Genomic DNA, 15,993 nt, shown 5'->3' with positions numbered 1-15,993 from the left:
TTCGAGCTGAGTCGTGAGAAGGGAGAGATGAAAAAATTTATTTATCTGACCCATGGTAGAATTATACCGATTACTATTCAAAATGCGCCTTTCGTTCGCTTCACTCCTAAAAGCACTAAGAATATGTATCGGCATTATACCAGCACATTTTAATATTTAAATGGTATTACATTACTCACCACTCATTACTCTACTCTCACATCTAATTTACATACCACTGATACATCTTCTCTATTCCCTCTTCGACATCTATCTGGTGATGCCAACCTAAGTCATGAATCTTTGTCGGATCGGTGAGTTTACGCATGGTACCATCGGGCTTATCGGAATTAAAAATCAAATCACCCTCAAAACCAACTTTCTCTTTGATGGTCTCAGCCAATTGCTTAATGGAAATTTCCTTACCTGTTCCTATGTTGATGTGTGTATTTCTGACTTCACTTTTGTTCGCAGAGTCAGTCGACGCATAAGTATCTTTAAAATCGACTTTCTCCATCACATACACACAAGCAGCCGCCATCTCTTCCGACCAAAGGAATTCGCGCATGGGCTTGCCTGTCCCCCAAATCTCTATACTTACTCGCGAATTAGGCAAATGGTCATCCGAATTAAACGAATTTAAACGAATGCCGTATTTATCAAGCTTATTGAGTATTTCTTCTTCGGAGTGACTACCATTAATGCCTTCAATCGGATTTTTATCCAAATCAGCACGCAAGGCTGTCCAGTCATTATTTTGAAGGCATTTACCCAGGTGATTTTTACGTACCAAAGCAGGTAAGACATGAGACTTCTCCAAGTCAAAATTATCGTTTGGACCGTACAAATTCGTTGGCATCACCGAAATAAAATTGGTTCCATACTGCAAGTTGTAAGACTCACACATTTTAATCCCAGCAATCTTAGCAATGGCATAGGGCTCATTGGTATATTCCAGGGGAGATGTCAACAAACAATCTTCCGGCATGGGCTGTGGTGCCTGCTTAGGGTAAATACATGTAGAACCTAAAAACAATAGTTTCTTCACACCATGTACATAAGCCGAGTGAATCACATTGTTTTGTATCATTAGGTTCTCGTAAATGAACTGTCCCCGATAGGTATTATTGGCCACAATACCGCCCACCTTCGCAGCTGCCAATATCACATAATCCGGTTTCTCGGCTTTAAAAAATTGATTAACCGCTTCGGAATCCATCAGGTTTAGCTCGTCAATTGAACGTCCTATTAAATTGGTATAGCCTTTATTTTGCAGGGTCTTCCATAAGGCTGAACCTACCAGGCCACGATGGCCAGCTATGTATATCTTTTCTGTATATTTCATATACTTACGAATTGTACTAATTATTGCGAATTGTGCGAATACACCTTTCTAATTATTCGAATATTGTGGATTGATAATACGTTTATAGGATAAAGAAGCCGTACCAAAGTTGACCAATATCCCAAGTCTATGATTGATAGCTCGTAAATAATTACCCGTCTGATCATATTGATTCTTTACAAAAGAATTGGTTGATTTTATTTCAACCACGATTGCTCCATAACAAACAAAATCAACTATATAATATTTCCTCAAGGGTTTCCTATCATAATAAATTGTCAACTTCTTTTGACGCTCAAAGGGAATTTCTTGCTTTGAAAACTCTCTTTCCAATGCTTCTTGATAAACAGCCTCAAGAAATCCAGGCCCCAGTTGCGAATGAACAGCCATGCAGGCACCAATGACTTTATAACTTTCTTCCTTATAAATTATGTCTGTCATCCCACCTACCTAGTTCGTTTCATTCGCAATACCTTCGCCATATTCGTGTAAATTACTCGAAATAATTCAAAGTCTCGTAACCGCCATCTTTCAAATACTTGTCTTTTTTCATCAGGTGAATATCTGATTGCATCATGTCCTTGACCAATGCCTCCAGGTCATATTCTGGTGTCCATCCCAATTTCTCATTAGACTTAGTTGGATCACCAATCAACAATTCAACCTCTGTTGGACGATAGTATTGAGGATCAACCTTCACAACTTCAGTACCTATCTCAACTTGGTATTCTGGCATATTACACGCCACTACCTTACCCACTTCATTTTCTGTCTCACCCGTAAACTCTAGTTCGATGCCCACTTCAGCAAAAGCCATGCGTACAAAATCACGTACTTTGGTGGTTACCCCGGTGGCAATCACAAAATCTTCTGGTGTGTCTTGTTGCAGGATTAACCACATCGCTTTGATATAGTCTTTGGCATGTCCCCAGTCACGTTTGGCATCCATGTTACCAAGGTAGAGGCAATCTTGCATGCCCATGCCAATCTTAGACACCGCACGAGTAATTTTACGGGTTACAAAGGTCTCTCCTCGTAAAGGACTTTCGTGGTTAAACAAAATACCATTACATGCATACATGTTGTAGGCCTCACGGTAATTAACTGTTATCCAGTAGGCATACATCTTAGCCACTGCGTAAGGACTGCGTGGGTAAAATGGTGTTGACTCCGACTGCGGCACCTGCTGCACCAAACCGTACAACTCTGATGTGGAGGCCTGATAAATACGTGTTTTCTCCGTCAAGCCCAAAAGACGAACAGCTTCCAAAATACGCAAGGTACCCAAGCCATCCGCATTGGCAGTATATTCAGGAGTATCAAAACTCACTTTCACATGACTCATGGCCGCCAGATTGTATATCTCATCTGGCTGCACCTCTTGAATAATACGTGTCAGGTTCATCGAATCGGTTAAATCCCCGTAGTGCAAGATCAAGTTACGGTTCTCCACATGCGGATCCTGGTACAAATGGTCAATACGATCGGTATTAAACAAAGATGAACGACGCTTAACACCATGAACGATGTAACCTTTCTTCAATAAAAATTCGGCAAGGTAAGCGCCGTCCTGTCCGGTTATACCGGTTATGAGTGCTATTTTGGGCATAGTATGTGTTTATTTTTTAAAAGTAGAAGTCGGAAAATGCCCCCTATTGATAAAGTATCTTCCTGATAATTATTATTTGAAGTACAAATATCGTCTTATATTCAATTATTTCCAAAAAGGATGGCTCTTTGCTAGCTTAATAATACTTTAATCCTTGAGCCCTCTGCGTACAAAACTCATTTCTCACAACTCTCCTCTTATCGCTTTCTTTTTTCTTGCCCGCTGATTTGCGCTGATGTACACAGATTCGTTTCCTTTGGAAACTTTAAAAAAAGTTTTACCGCAGAGTTAAAGGAGTACGCTGAGAAGATACTGTATATCAAAAAGTAAATTGTGATCGCATTTAGATAAACGCTTCTCGCGATGTGCGCTAAAACATTCGCCAATACGCCAAGCTTATTGATAGATCCCTTTGCGAACTTTGCGTGAAAAACTCATTGCTCACATCTCTCCTCTCATTACTTTCTTTTTTTCTTACCCGCAGATTTACGCTGATGTACACAGATATGTTTTCTTCGAAAACTTGGAACAACTATAAAAATTTTACCGCAGAGGAAAAGGAGAACGCGGAGAAGATACTGTGGTTCTAAATATGTCTAGCGACCGCTTTTAGTAAAATAATTATCACTAAGAACGAAAGTATATTGATAGATCCCTTTGCGAACTTTGCGTGAAAAACTCATTTCTCACAACTCTCCTCTTATTGCTTTCTTTTTTCTTGTCCGCAGGTTTTTCGCGGATGTCCACAGATAAGTTTCCTTTGGAAACTTAAACAACTTTTACAAAAATTTACCGCAGAGGCAAACGAGAACGCGAAGGGAACCATTCAGCTCCGATATTCACTCAAAAGCTACCTCAATTCACATCTTGCTAAAAAAAATATTATCACAACCTTGATGCTTTCTATTCTTTCCAACCTTTGCTAGAAATACTCAACTTACCATTTCTTGTCCGCAGAATTTCGCTGATGTGCACAGATTTATTTCCTTCGGAAATATGGTAGTTATACAAAATTATTAGTCGGCTACTTTTCTTTACAGCCATTGCGAAAGACTCTTCTCTCACCTCTCTTTACTCATTTCTTATCTCTAAACCAATCCCAACCACAAGCTATTACTGAAACCTCTCTCCTTGTAATCCCGGAACACCAAGCAAATATCATATTGTTCTGTGCCACAATAATCAAACTTCCACAAGTAAGACTCATCTCTTCGTTCTGCTTCGGTTTGCTTATACTCTGTGTTGTATTGTCCTCGCTCATTGGCAATCAAAAACAAGGTATCGAAAGGACTTTCTCGTCCATCATCTTTCCATTGAAACAACAGCCCCTCCTCAGTCCGCTCGACACAAGCTTCCGATGGTAAAGAAACATTCCCCATACTAACTAAAGCCTTTGTGTAATCAATGTGCTGTTCTGGATATTCACCACCAACAGCATTGAGCATATTATAGGACTTGGCCGCCATATAAGCAGAGCGACCAACAGCTTCCTTTTGAAATGTTATTCTCACCACATCTTTATAGGGCCCTAGAAAGCCATTCACCAACTCCATTTTCTGGCGCTGCGCCAATTGTTTCTCTGATTTTTTATCCCTATAACTCCCTGGCAAGGAACGTGCGTAGCTATTACCGTACATTTGGTAGTTTACTACATTACCAATTCTCCCTGAGGAACCATCATTACTATTATATCGTGCCATAGTTTTATCGATTGTTAGATGATTAGACAATTGAAATTAGAATACGTACATTTTTTGCAAATCAACACATCAAAAATCAAGTACTTCTTTACGTCACTTTCGGGACAGCTAGATGGCGACAAGCTACCTTCCTATGCATAAAATCATATTCAAGTTAAAACAAACACAGACTTAAGTCAAATTAAACTCAATTGAAATCGAATTTAATATGAGTTTAGTATGAGTTAAATATGACTTTACTTTGAGTTTAGTGCAGTGTTGGTATTGAGATGGTATGAAAGAGATATAGAGATGCTGCTCTAAAGTTTAAAGCAAAAGAAAACCCACCTCTATCGAGATGGGTTGACTCACTATATGCTTTAATATTTTATCGAGCTAAATACCAATCAATCGTCTTTACGATACCAGTCTCAAAGTTCTCATCAGCTTTCCAGCCTAGTTCCGTTTCAATTTTTGTGGCATCAATAGCATAGCGCTTATCATGCCCAGCTCTATCCTTTACAAAAGTGATTAACTCTTTATAAGAGCTACCATCATGCCTAGGGCATTTACCATCTAATGTTTCACAAATATGATTAACGATAAACAGATTGTCTCGTTCATTTCGGCCGCCAATATTGTATGTCTCACCAGATCGCCCTTTGTGATAAACCAAGTCAATGCCGGTGCAATGATCAAGTACATACAACCAATCGCGCACATTTTTACCATCACCATAAATAGGAATATTCTCCCCTGATAGTGCTTTTCGTACGATTGTTGGGATTAACTTCTCGTTATGCTGTTTAGGACCATAATTGTTACTACAATTACTAGTCGTCACATTCATTCCGTATGTATGAAAGTAAGCACGAACTAACATATCAGAGCTAGCTTTCGAGGATGAGTACGGACTATTGGGAGCATAAGGCGTATCCTCCCTGAATAAACCAGTTTCGCCTAATGTACCATACACTTCATCGGTAGAGATATGATGAAAACGGCATCCTTCATACCCTTCTTTATAAGCAAATGGCGCATCCATCCAATATTTTTTAGCAACATCCAACAGGGTGAATGTTCCATTGACATTTGTCTTGATGAAAATCTCAGGTCCTGAAATGGAATTATCAACATGGCTCTCTGCCGCAAAATGAATAACGCCTCTGATATCATAGGTCGTAAATAAATACTCGATCAGTTCTCGATTACAGATATCCCCTTGAACAAACTCATAGTTAGCCGAACTATCCACTTCTGCAAGATTATTTAAGTTTCCTGCATAGGTTAGCTTATCCAAATTTATGATTTTATAATCCGAATACTTCTGAATAAAATAAGGCACAAAATTAGCGCCAATAAAACCTGCGCCTCCTGTTACTAAAATTGACTTCATATTTCTTTCTTTTTAATCTTTTCAATGCATTCCCGAAGCGCATCTCTCCAGTAAGGAATTGTTATTTTATACTCATCTTTTATTTTGCTTTTATTCATAACTGAATAATAAGGTCGGGCTGCCGGTGTCGGATAATCTTTTGTTTCAATAGGCTTAACAGAACAATTAGTAGTGGATAACTCCATGATAGCCTTGGCAAAATCATACCAGGACGCCACTCCTTCGTTGGAATAGTGGTATAAGTTGTTACTTGTTTCGGGTGACTCCACATAACAAATATGCAAAATTGCTTTTGCGAGGTCTTTGGCATAAGTAGGTGTGCCAACCTGATCAAAGATGACAACAAGTTCCTCACGTTCCTTCCCTAGGTTCATCATTGTCTTTACAAAATTATTGCCATATGATGAATATAACCATGAGGTTCGGATAACAATACCTTTCACTTCAGATTCCAGTATGTAGTTCTCACCTTTACGTTTGGTGCTGCCGTAAACACCTAGTGGTGAAACTGCATCATCTTCCTTTAAAGGTTTAAAGAACTGCCCATTGAAGACATAATCTGTTGAAACATGTATTAATCGTATATCATATTTTAATGCTGCCTCAACTAAATTTTTCACAGCAATCGCATTGACCATCTAAGCAGATTTAATATCTGTCTCTGCTTTATCCACAGCTGTATAAGCAACGCAATTAATAATGACATCAATCGGTTGATGACCGAGGAAAGAAATTATATCGGCTTCATTACATAAATCCAATTCATTGACATCGGTAAATACAAAAAGGTCATCACTGGAAACGGATAATTCTCTTAATTCTGAGCCTAATTGGCCATTGGCTCCTGTAACTAAAATATTCATCTAAAAGGGTATTTCCGTGTCCGACATTACTTGCAATAACTTATCTTTTCCAGATAAAAGAATCGACTCTTCTTCTATTTGCCAATCTATATTTAATCCCGGATCATTCCAAGCAATTCCCGAATCATGCTCAGGGGCATACCAATTGTCTACTTTATAAGAGAAAATGGCCGATTTACTAAGAACGACGAAACCATGTGCAAACCCCCTGGGTACAAATAACTGGCGTTTGTTTTCATCTGACAATTTAACAGCTACATGTTTTCCAAATGTAGGGGATCCTTTACGTATATCAACAGCTACATCTAACACTTCTCCCTCTATACAACGTACTAGTTTTGCTTGATTGTATGGTGGCAATTGAAAATGAAGGCCTCTTAGAACACCATAACTTGAGCGTGATTCATTGTCCTGAACGAAATTTACTTTCCCTATGTTGTCTTCAAACTGTTTTTGATTGAAAGACTCAAAAAAGTATCCACGCTGATCACCAAACACTTTAGGCTCTATGATGACACAACCATCTAATTCTGTCTTGATAAATTGCATTATTATTTTTTAGCTAAAGACAACAAGTATTCACCGTATTGATTTTTGGACAATTTCTTCGCTAGCTCAAGCAATTGTTCTCTAGTTATCCAATTCCGATGATACGCAATTTCTTCAGGGCATGCTACCTTCAATCCAATACGCTTTTCTAAAGTCTCCACAAAATGGCTCGCTTCTAATAAGGATTCATGAGTACCTGTATCTAACCAGGCAAAACCACGCCCCATCAACTCCACCCTCAAACGTTCTTCTTCCAAATATTCCTGGTTAACGGTTGTTATCTCCAACTCTCCTCTTAAACTTGGCTTTATTCCTTTAGCGACTTTAATCACATCATTAGGATAGAAATACAAGCCTACTACCGCATAATTCGATTTGGGATGCTCGGGCTTCTCTTCAATGCTTGTTACATTACCTCCTTCGTCAAAAGTACAAACACCATAACGTTCCGGGTCATTCACATAATAACCAAATACGGCTGCTTTGTTTGCTTGTGACACCGTTTGTACAGCATTAGCTAATAATTCAACAAAACCATGTCCATAGAAAATGTTATCACCCAATACTAAACAAACATCGTCATTGCCAATAAACTCTTCCCCTAATATAAAAGCTTGTGCCAAACCATCGGGTGAAGGTTGAACGACATACTCAAGATGAATTCCCCATTGACTCCCATCGCCCAATAAACGAATAAATCCAGCCTGATCTTCAGGAGTGGTAATAATTAACACCTCTTTAATACCTGCCAACATCAAAACTGACAATGGGTAATAAATCATGGGTTTATCAAAAACCGGTAATAATTGTTTTGAAGTAGCTAGTGTAATGGGATGTAAACGAGTGCCGGATCCTCCAGCAAGTATAATTCCTTTCATTTAAACTTTCTTTAAATTATAATATTTATCTCCCTTTTGCAGAAACAAACAAAGTAACGCAATATAGGCTGCATTGGTTCCTGATGTAAAAAAGTGTCCGGCTAAAGAACCTATTAAAATATAGGCACCGACAAAAAACCAGGCTAAACGATTATTTAAATCAAATTTGAATATTGTTCCAAAAATCAAAACAAAATATACTATAGAACCACATATACCATAAAAAACAAACAAATCAATTAAGTCCATTTCAGCAATTGGAAGTTTCAAATAATATCCTCCAATAATAAAGTTATACCACTCCCAACTATAGACTGTTGGAATAACTCTTTCTACAAATATATCACTTCGCAAAGATGTTAAAGAGGTAAGCAAACCATCAGATATATATATTTCTTTAAAGAAATCATATACACCTGTATAAGTAACGAAAAGAATAAGTAGAAAGAGGGATAGAACAAAAATCACTCCTTTTAAAAAAAAAGATAACTTAACCACATCAATTAACAACCAAAGGGTTAGACAGGTGAAAAACAATAAAATTACCTTTGTCCCCAAAAGAATTGAAGCAAATAACAAGATTGATATAATTACTAAATTCCAAATATTAAAATCATCTTTAATCTTTTTAAGAAAATAGACTATCCCTATTATCCAGAACAGTGATATCTCATTATGAGCCGCAATCATGGGCTTATAGCCAAAGCGCCTTGGACCGTATGTATAAAATAGAGAATTATCAGTTACAAAAGCATAGATAACAACTAAGGCAGCGAGTATATATATTATTTCGAGAATTTTAAATTGGTATTTACTTGATGATAAACTAAATGTCCAAAATAAAATGATCGGAAAAATATACTTGTTACTTTCTTTAATTATTTGAAATGCATTATACGTATTAATCGAGTATGAATCATTAATCATCCATGAAATAGACAACCACATAACAGGCAAGGCAATTAATATAATTATATGATACAAATGTTTTTTCTTATAAGTTTTATTAAAAAAAATCATTAGTATTCCACCAAGCTCAACAGCGGCCCTAAAAAAAAATGAAAACCTATTTCTTTCCTCTAGCCCCTGACTGCTATCAAGGTAAAAGCTATATGCATCAACTGCAAATAAGGTAAAGACTATTATCTCAACGTAATAAAATCTTACGTAAAAACTTATTTGATTAAGTAGCTTTAGCAAGGTTATAGTTTCTATTAAATAAACATATTAAAAGAGACCTTTAAACTCACAGTCTTGAAACCAATCTAGAAGTCCCTCTTCAAAACCATATTTATAATTACCTTTTATTTGATCAAAAAGTTTTAGACCACTAATATTAGTTGAAATCATTAATTTTTTAACTCGATCTGGATGTATACCTTTCTTTTTACCTCCCATAGCACCGATGATCAAGGCCGATATTTTAAGTATTTCTCCATTAATCATAAGGGTTGGATCTTTACATTCTATAACATTAGAAATACTTTGCACAATTTGCTTAATACTCAACGGCGGAGCATAAGTGAAATTAAATAACTGTACTCCAAATGAGTACCCTGCTATTAAACAATGAGTAATATCAACTAAATCTTTAACGTAAATACATCCTTTAATTGTATCCTTTCGTCCCGGGTAAAAAAATACGCCCTTAGCTAAGGCTTTATAAAGCCGGGTAAAATTACCATTTTCACCTTTGCCGAAAACAACTCCTGGGCGTAATATTAGAAGTTTTCTAGTATCGCTCTCTTTGGCTTGCCATATCTTATGAATATTTTCTGCAACTAGTTTTGATATACCATATGGCGTGTTAGGAGTTGGCAATGTCATTTCTGTTTTTACATCTTCGGATGCACCATAAGGAGCAATAGAACTTGTAAAAACAATAGTTTTTATGCCATTATCTTCCGCAAACTGACAAATATTTTCAGCACCTTTTATGTTCGTCTCAAAATATTCGTAATCCGGATGACCTGGCGTTGTATGAACTGCTGCCAAATTGATTATTATATCATCCTCCGAAAATTCACCTTCAATTTCTATTTTCTCTCTGACATCATAACTTATATCTTTTCTAATGTCGTATTCTACAACTTCTCCTAGGTTATTTCCTTGAATGTAACTTTTAAAGTGACTCCCAATAAAACCCTCTGAACCAAATATTATATACTTCATCTTAAAAATCCTAAACCTAAAGGCTTCTTCTAAATTACTATGCTACTGGTTTGTTTTCCTCAACAAAAATAGCTTATTATGAAAATAATACATTAGAAATATAATAAAATGCAAACCACCTTTTAATTTATTTCCATCATAAAAATAATTTGAAATAACTTCAAAGTTCGCTTTTATTAATCTAAGTTTGTTTGAGCTTAATGAGTTTGAACTTTTTCTGTAGAACACAAGTAATTCATCTACACAATAAAGATATTGTGTACGCTTTAAAATCTCTAAAAAAAATATCCAATCTTGCCTTTTTCTCATTAAAGGGAAACGGACATCTTTAACAACCTCTCTCTTAAGCATTAATGAAGAGGTTAAGATGTAATTGTTGAATCTAAGTCGTTTAAAGCTTAATCTTGAAGGCACAACAAAACTTGTAGCACCATTACCATCCTCGTTAACATTTTTGTACCAAGAAAAAGAACCTGCCCATTGATTTTTATTAATTGAATTGACTTGAATCTCTATTTTTTTTTCGTCCCAATAATCATCTGCATCCAGGAATGCTATAAATTCACCCTTAGCATGATCCATTCCCACATTTCGCGCAACTCCGGCTCCTTGATTATTGGGCTGCTCTAATAACTTAATCCGATCATCCTTCTCTGCAAATCCCCTTACAATGTCTATTGATTTATCAGTTGAGCAATCATCAACAATTATTAACTCCCAATTATTATAAGTCTGATTGATAACTGAGATTATGGTAGTTTCAATAAACTTTGCCGAATTATACATGGGAGTTACTATACTTACCATTAATGGCTCTTTCTTATTTACTTTGTTGAGAATCATATACTAATATAAATTGATCACTTACCTCTCATAAATTAGTTTTATACAAAGATACTACTAAAGTTCATTAAGCAGTAAGTTTGTATTTTCAACCATGTAATCCACACTAAACCTCTTGCACGTAAGTTCCTTGGCTTTTTCTCCAAGCTTCTTGCACGATTCAGCATCCCTCATTAGCGTAGTGACAGAAGCTACTACACTGTCAACATCACCGTTTATCAAGAATCCACTTTCATTATGCACAATAACCTCCTTAGGACCAGAGTTATTTCCGCCAATTAATGGTAAGCCATAATAACCTGCTTCGGCGAAAACCAGGCCAAATCCCTCAAAATCCTTATCATCAGTCATAGTATTTATCATGACAAAGGTATCAGCAGCAGAATAGTAATAGTCTAATAATTCTGACTCAACATAACCTGCAAACCTTACAATACTATCAATACCCAATTCTACACATAACTTCTGTAATTTTTCTTTTTCGGGCCCATTACCAACTATTACATAGCGAAAATGAGGATATTTATCAAGAATAGAAGGGATGGCACTTAATACTTTTTCATGCCCCTTGCGGCTATCGACTCTCGAAACTGTTAAAGCATAAAAACAATCTTTTTCAAAACCTATTCTTTTTCGAGCTTTTTCCTTAGGAATAACATTCATCTTTGATAAATCTACTCCATTTGGAACAACGGTTACTTTATCAGCTGAAACACTAGCATATTCAATTGTCTTTGCTTTAGTAAATTCGCTTACTGCGATTAGTTGGTCAGCTACAGACAAGGTTTCCTTCATTCGATCCATAGTATCTGATGAATCCTTATGTCTGGTTATTTCAGCACCATGACATGTGATTACCAGCTTGTACGAAAATAGTTTTTTTAGCAACATTGCCGGATAACCAACTTTCCATGTTGTGGCAAATACATAATCCGGTTTCTTAATTAATGCATTAAAAAACAAATACAAAACTAGAAATAATCCTTTTACTGCTTCAGGAACTTTAATCCCTAAACTAATTCGCTTAACACGAACTGTATCCGGCCAGGTATTTTCCTTATCACGACCTTTAAATGTTAGTACCTGAACATCATTATTTCGTCCTAAACCCTCAGCAATATAATAGGAGTAATTTTCAACACCTCCAATGGTTGGTGGATAATCTTTAGATAATATGAGTATTTTCATTTTAATTTATTCTACTGAGGTTTCTCACCAATAAAATGGAGGATCTTATTAAGTCGTGATTCCCATGTGTTTTGACTTGCTATTTTTATTCTTTGTTCTTTTTTATCAGAATTATCCTCTAACAAGATACAAGCTAACAACTCTTTAAGACTACCTAAATCGCTATATGTATTCAAATACGCGGTATATTGCTGAATACTGGATAAGTTCTTGGCGATAACAGGTTTACCGGAAGCTAAATACTCAAATATTTTCAAAGGAAATACCCTCTCTGTATGAGAGCTTTTCAAATATGGCAACCATAATATATCGGCATGAGACAAATAAACAGATACTTGTTGATACTCTCTATAACCCAGCAATATTATATTCTCTGATTGATTAATTTTATGTTCCAATGTTTTGTTGCCAATTCGATTGGGGCCAACAAAAACAAACAAATGACTATCAATTGTATCCGATGCAACCTTTAAAATTATCTCAAGGTCAGTTTTATAGTTATCAACTACACCAGTAAACATCACCTTACATCTCTGATCTTTGACCCACTTTTCGTCTATGACAATAGATGCATCAGGATTAGCAAAGTGCACAAAATCACCAACATTATGAATACACTTACAATTTGCATTTATAATCTTTTTGTCTTCGTAAATTGAATTTGATGTGGCTGTCACATAATCAACTGATTTGACAAGTTTAGGTTCTATTATCTCCAACTCTTTCCTTCTCGAAGAGTTATTCTTAAAAAAAGGTTGTGTAGCAAATTCATCCACACAATCATATAACAACTTCCCGCGCTTTATGTACTTAGTAAAGTAATAAGCTTGCGGTTGGTATATCCAATAAATAACTTCCTGATTACGGAACATGTAATTACAAGCTCTCGCAATAAGATACCAACTCGCCTTTTTTAAAATCCCACCTTTGATTAATGGTAGCGGTAAAGAAACCGTCAACAAACTATCAGTTCTTTTTTGAATAATTTTAAAGATTGATAAAAACTGTTTTTGTCGAATTAGTTTTCTTAAATAACTAGTTGACAATCCTTGATCAATATAAACAACAGAATAATCATCAACTTTTGATAAGCGACTCATCAAGTGCTGCTTATTGGTCCAAATATCAGCATCGTAACTATCATTTGAAATACAAACAACGACCTTTTTATTATCAAACTTATAACTCATCTACTAAAATAATCTAAATACTAACTTATTAACTAACCCATACACCCTACAGAACAGACTATATTTTTGCCGGATCATATTCTCTACACTTGCACTAAATCTTTGATCACCTGTCAACTGGAACATTACAAATAATTGCTGTACATGTAGCATATGATAATGGATACTAGCCAGGTTCTTCTTCTTTCCTGTTAAGTACGTTATATCATAATTGCTCCATTTTTTTTCATCCCAGAGTGAAATATTATCTGCTAATTGTGAGGACAACTCATTAAACAGTCGATTACTCTCCTCGTAATGTTTACCTAAATCATATAATCCCCATAAAGCAGTAATATGACCGTTTAAAACTCCAGACAGTTCCTCAGAAGGGTACTCCTCTAACACACTAACTTTACATCCAGTATCATTTATTTTTACATTTCTTAAAACTCCACCTTCTTCAACCGTGAGTTTGAAATTAGCAAATAACTTTATTGCCGCATCTAAATAGCTATCCTCTTCCGACAGAGTGTATAGCCTTGTCAATAAAGACAAAGCTACACCCAAGGATAAGGCACTTGGCCATTCATTTTTTAATCCGTATAGAGCAACAGGGTATTTGTTTAGAACTGTAAAAGTTGCGTTTTTATATTGAGTAGCAAGTGACAAATACTTGTTTGTATGCAAAATACATTCGTTCAACCAATATTTCTCCTTCGTTTTGATATGCGCCTGAAAGGAGGCCATAGCATATTGAATTAATTCAATAGAAGAATAATAAGTACCTCCATCCTCTCCAACATATTGAGTAAGCCCTTCATTATCACGTTCCAACTCGCACTGAATGGCTTTCTCTGACATATCCCAATAATAATTTTGTGGATCAGAATTTAATGGGTACTTAATATGCCAATAATCCGTAGATTGAAGCGTATAATATTGCTTAAACGTATTTAAAGATTTATATGATTTTGTTGCTGCTTTCATATGAAAATATTCTAGGTACTTTTATTTTTTGATGATATAGTGAAGCAAACATTAGTCCAAAAAAGAAGTTCAAAACTCCATTCTCTAGGGCAGTCCCAATAATTCCGATTCCTAGAAAGCAAATTGTAAGTAATGCGGTAAATGTTCCTACCTTACTCATCTTGATCGAAAGAGCGATGATTTTCACACCAAAATATGTCAATATAACAATTGAAAAAACACCTACAAGTCCATATAGATAAATAAATAAATTGTCCGCAGGATGATAAAGTAATGGTTCAAAAATAATTTGTGAAGCCCCAATTCCACCAATTCCTCGCCCGAATAGCAAATCACCATGATTCTTAATTAAGTCTAATGCTTGAGGCCATACCTCTTCGACTCTAACTTTAAATGAGGAAAACACAATTCGATACACAAAGGGCATATTATTATCAATTACAAACAAATTACTCCAGCTTAAAATTGGTAAAATTACGAGTAACAATAATAATCCTAAAATACAAGACTTCAATATTACATTAGGAGTTCGCCTTTTTATTAAAACAAACATTGATATTAACACAAAGGAACCAATAGCACCCTTATTAGTTGATATTAACATCCCGATAAAGAACAGTATTGTCAATAAAAAATGTCTTACTTTCCATTTCTCTAAAAAACTATAGTTCAAAACGGTAGCAATTAAAGCAAAATAAGCTGGATTGGACCAATTTCTTCCAAATCCAGCTAAACGTTTAAATCCACCGGCAGCATGTGCAGATCTCGATAGATCAACCGTAACGCCTCCAATATCCATTCCAGTGCGCTCCCATGGAAAACTATAGAATACATTCAGCAGTAAACCAATACAACTAAAGAAAGCTAACCAATTAATTGCTTTTAAGAAACGACTACTTAACTGTGGCAAAAAGCGATAGCTTTGAATACCGATAAAGAAAGATATATATATTTTATAGCCAAAAAATACTTGCTTATACACAACCCCATTTAGTAATGCAATTGCGCCATAGAATGATAAGATGACGACAAACAGAATCATGATTTTATTTACAACAACAGTCTTGTTCTTTCTAACTATTAACAACATAGCTACTACTAGTAGGATGAGATCTTTTGTATATATAAAGAAGCCTAAACCCATCCTATCGGTATATAATCTTATAGGTGCTTCAAAAACATATAATATAAAAGAATATACAACTCCTAAGAAAATAACATCTGCTATATTTAGTTTTAGTTTGAATAATGACATTAATCTAACTTAGAGAAACACTTCTTTTTACTGACGCAGAACTCATTAAAAATATATTATCAACTCGAAAACTTAAAG

The 15,993-nt window shown here is 35.6% G+C and carries 14 protein-coding genes and 1 pseudogene; all 15 read right to left on the bottom strand.

The annotated features are described in order from the left end of the window. Positions 1-202: 202 nt before the first annotated feature. Positions 203-1,324, bottom strand: coding sequence for a GDP-L-fucose synthase (locus FNN09_RS03145; protein ID WP_143300029.1), 1,122 nt, complete (start codon positions 1,322-1,324; stop codon positions 203-205). 48 nt (positions 1,325-1,372) lie between these two features. Further along, positions 1,373-1,765 carry a GxxExxY protein gene (locus FNN09_RS03140; RefSeq protein WP_143300028.1) on the bottom strand — a complete coding sequence of 131 codons (393 nt, stop codon included), beginning with the start codon at positions 1,763-1,765 and terminating at the stop codon, positions 1,373-1,375. Positions 1,766-1,817: 52 nt separating this feature from the next. Then, a complete protein-coding gene (gene gmd / locus FNN09_RS03135) occupies positions 1,818-2,933 on the bottom strand; it encodes a GDP-mannose 4,6-dehydratase (protein ID WP_143300027.1) in 1,116 nt (371 codons plus the stop codon). 1,088 nt (positions 2,934-4,021) lie between these two features. Beyond that, complete coding sequence (locus FNN09_RS03130) at positions 4,022-4,633, bottom strand: DUF6266 family protein (protein ID WP_143300026.1); 612 nt, start codon at positions 4,631-4,633, stop codon at positions 4,022-4,024. A 367-nt stretch (positions 4,634-5,000) separates the two neighbouring features. Then, the gene (gene rfbB, locus FNN09_RS03125; RefSeq protein WP_143300025.1) at positions 5,001-6,008 is read right to left on the bottom strand and encodes a dTDP-glucose 4,6-dehydratase; all 1,008 of its coding nucleotides are present in this window, start codon (positions 6,006-6,008) and stop codon (positions 5,001-5,003) included. Next, positions 6,005-6,871, bottom strand: a pseudogene (gene rfbD, locus FNN09_RS03120) (dTDP-4-dehydrorhamnose reductase). Before rfbD ends, rfbB begins: the two are co-directional and overlap by 4 nt. Continuing rightward, a complete protein-coding gene (gene rfbC, locus FNN09_RS03115; RefSeq protein WP_143300024.1) occupies positions 6,872-7,420 on the bottom strand; it encodes a dTDP-4-dehydrorhamnose 3,5-epimerase in 549 nt (182 codons plus the stop codon). Positions 7,421-7,422: 2 nt separating this feature from the next. Continuing rightward, on the bottom strand, positions 7,423-8,298 hold the full coding sequence (gene rfbA, locus FNN09_RS03110; protein ID WP_143300023.1) for a glucose-1-phosphate thymidylyltransferase RfbA: 876 nt from the start codon (positions 8,296-8,298) through the stop codon (positions 7,423-7,425). After that, complete coding sequence (locus FNN09_RS03105) at positions 8,299-9,498, bottom strand: hypothetical protein (protein ID WP_143300022.1); 1,200 nt, start codon at positions 9,496-9,498, stop codon at positions 8,299-8,301. A 27-nt stretch (positions 9,499-9,525) separates the two neighbouring features. Continuing rightward, positions 9,526-10,470, bottom strand: a complete 945-nt coding sequence (locus FNN09_RS03100; RefSeq protein ID WP_143300021.1) for an NAD(P)-dependent oxidoreductase — start codon at positions 10,468-10,470, stop codon at positions 9,526-9,528. Positions 10,471-10,512: 42 nt separating this feature from the next. Next, positions 10,513-11,277 (bottom strand): glycosyltransferase family 2 protein, encoded by a 765-nt coding sequence (locus tag FNN09_RS03095; protein ID WP_185968833.1) that lies wholly within the window; start codon positions 11,275-11,277, stop codon positions 10,513-10,515. Positions 11,278-11,370: 93 nt separating this feature from the next. After that, positions 11,371-12,501 (bottom strand): glycosyltransferase family 4 protein, encoded by a 1,131-nt coding sequence (locus FNN09_RS03090; protein ID WP_143300019.1) that lies wholly within the window; start codon positions 12,499-12,501, stop codon positions 11,371-11,373. Between the two features lie 11 nt (positions 12,502-12,512). Further along, on the bottom strand, positions 12,513-13,691 hold the full coding sequence (locus FNN09_RS03085) for a glycosyltransferase (protein ID WP_143300018.1): 1,179 nt from the start codon (positions 13,689-13,691) through the stop codon (positions 12,513-12,515). A 3-nt stretch (positions 13,692-13,694) separates the two neighbouring features. After that, positions 13,695-14,660, bottom strand: a complete 966-nt coding sequence (locus tag FNN09_RS03080; protein WP_143300017.1) for a D-glucuronyl C5-epimerase family protein — start codon at positions 14,658-14,660, stop codon at positions 13,695-13,697. Next, complete coding sequence (locus FNN09_RS03075) at positions 14,635-15,915, bottom strand: hypothetical protein (protein WP_143300016.1); 1,281 nt, start codon at positions 15,913-15,915, stop codon at positions 14,635-14,637. Before FNN09_RS03075 ends, FNN09_RS03080 begins: the two co-directional genes overlap by 26 nt. Between the last annotated feature and the right edge of the window lie 78 nt (positions 15,916-15,993).

This window comes from Carboxylicivirga sp. M1479 (genome assembly GCF_007097485.1).
GTDB lineage: Bacteria > Bacteroidota > Bacteroidia > Bacteroidales > Marinilabiliaceae > Carboxylicivirga.
Note: the sequence above shows the minus strand (reverse complement) of the source record. Positions and strands in the feature narration are given on the sequence as shown.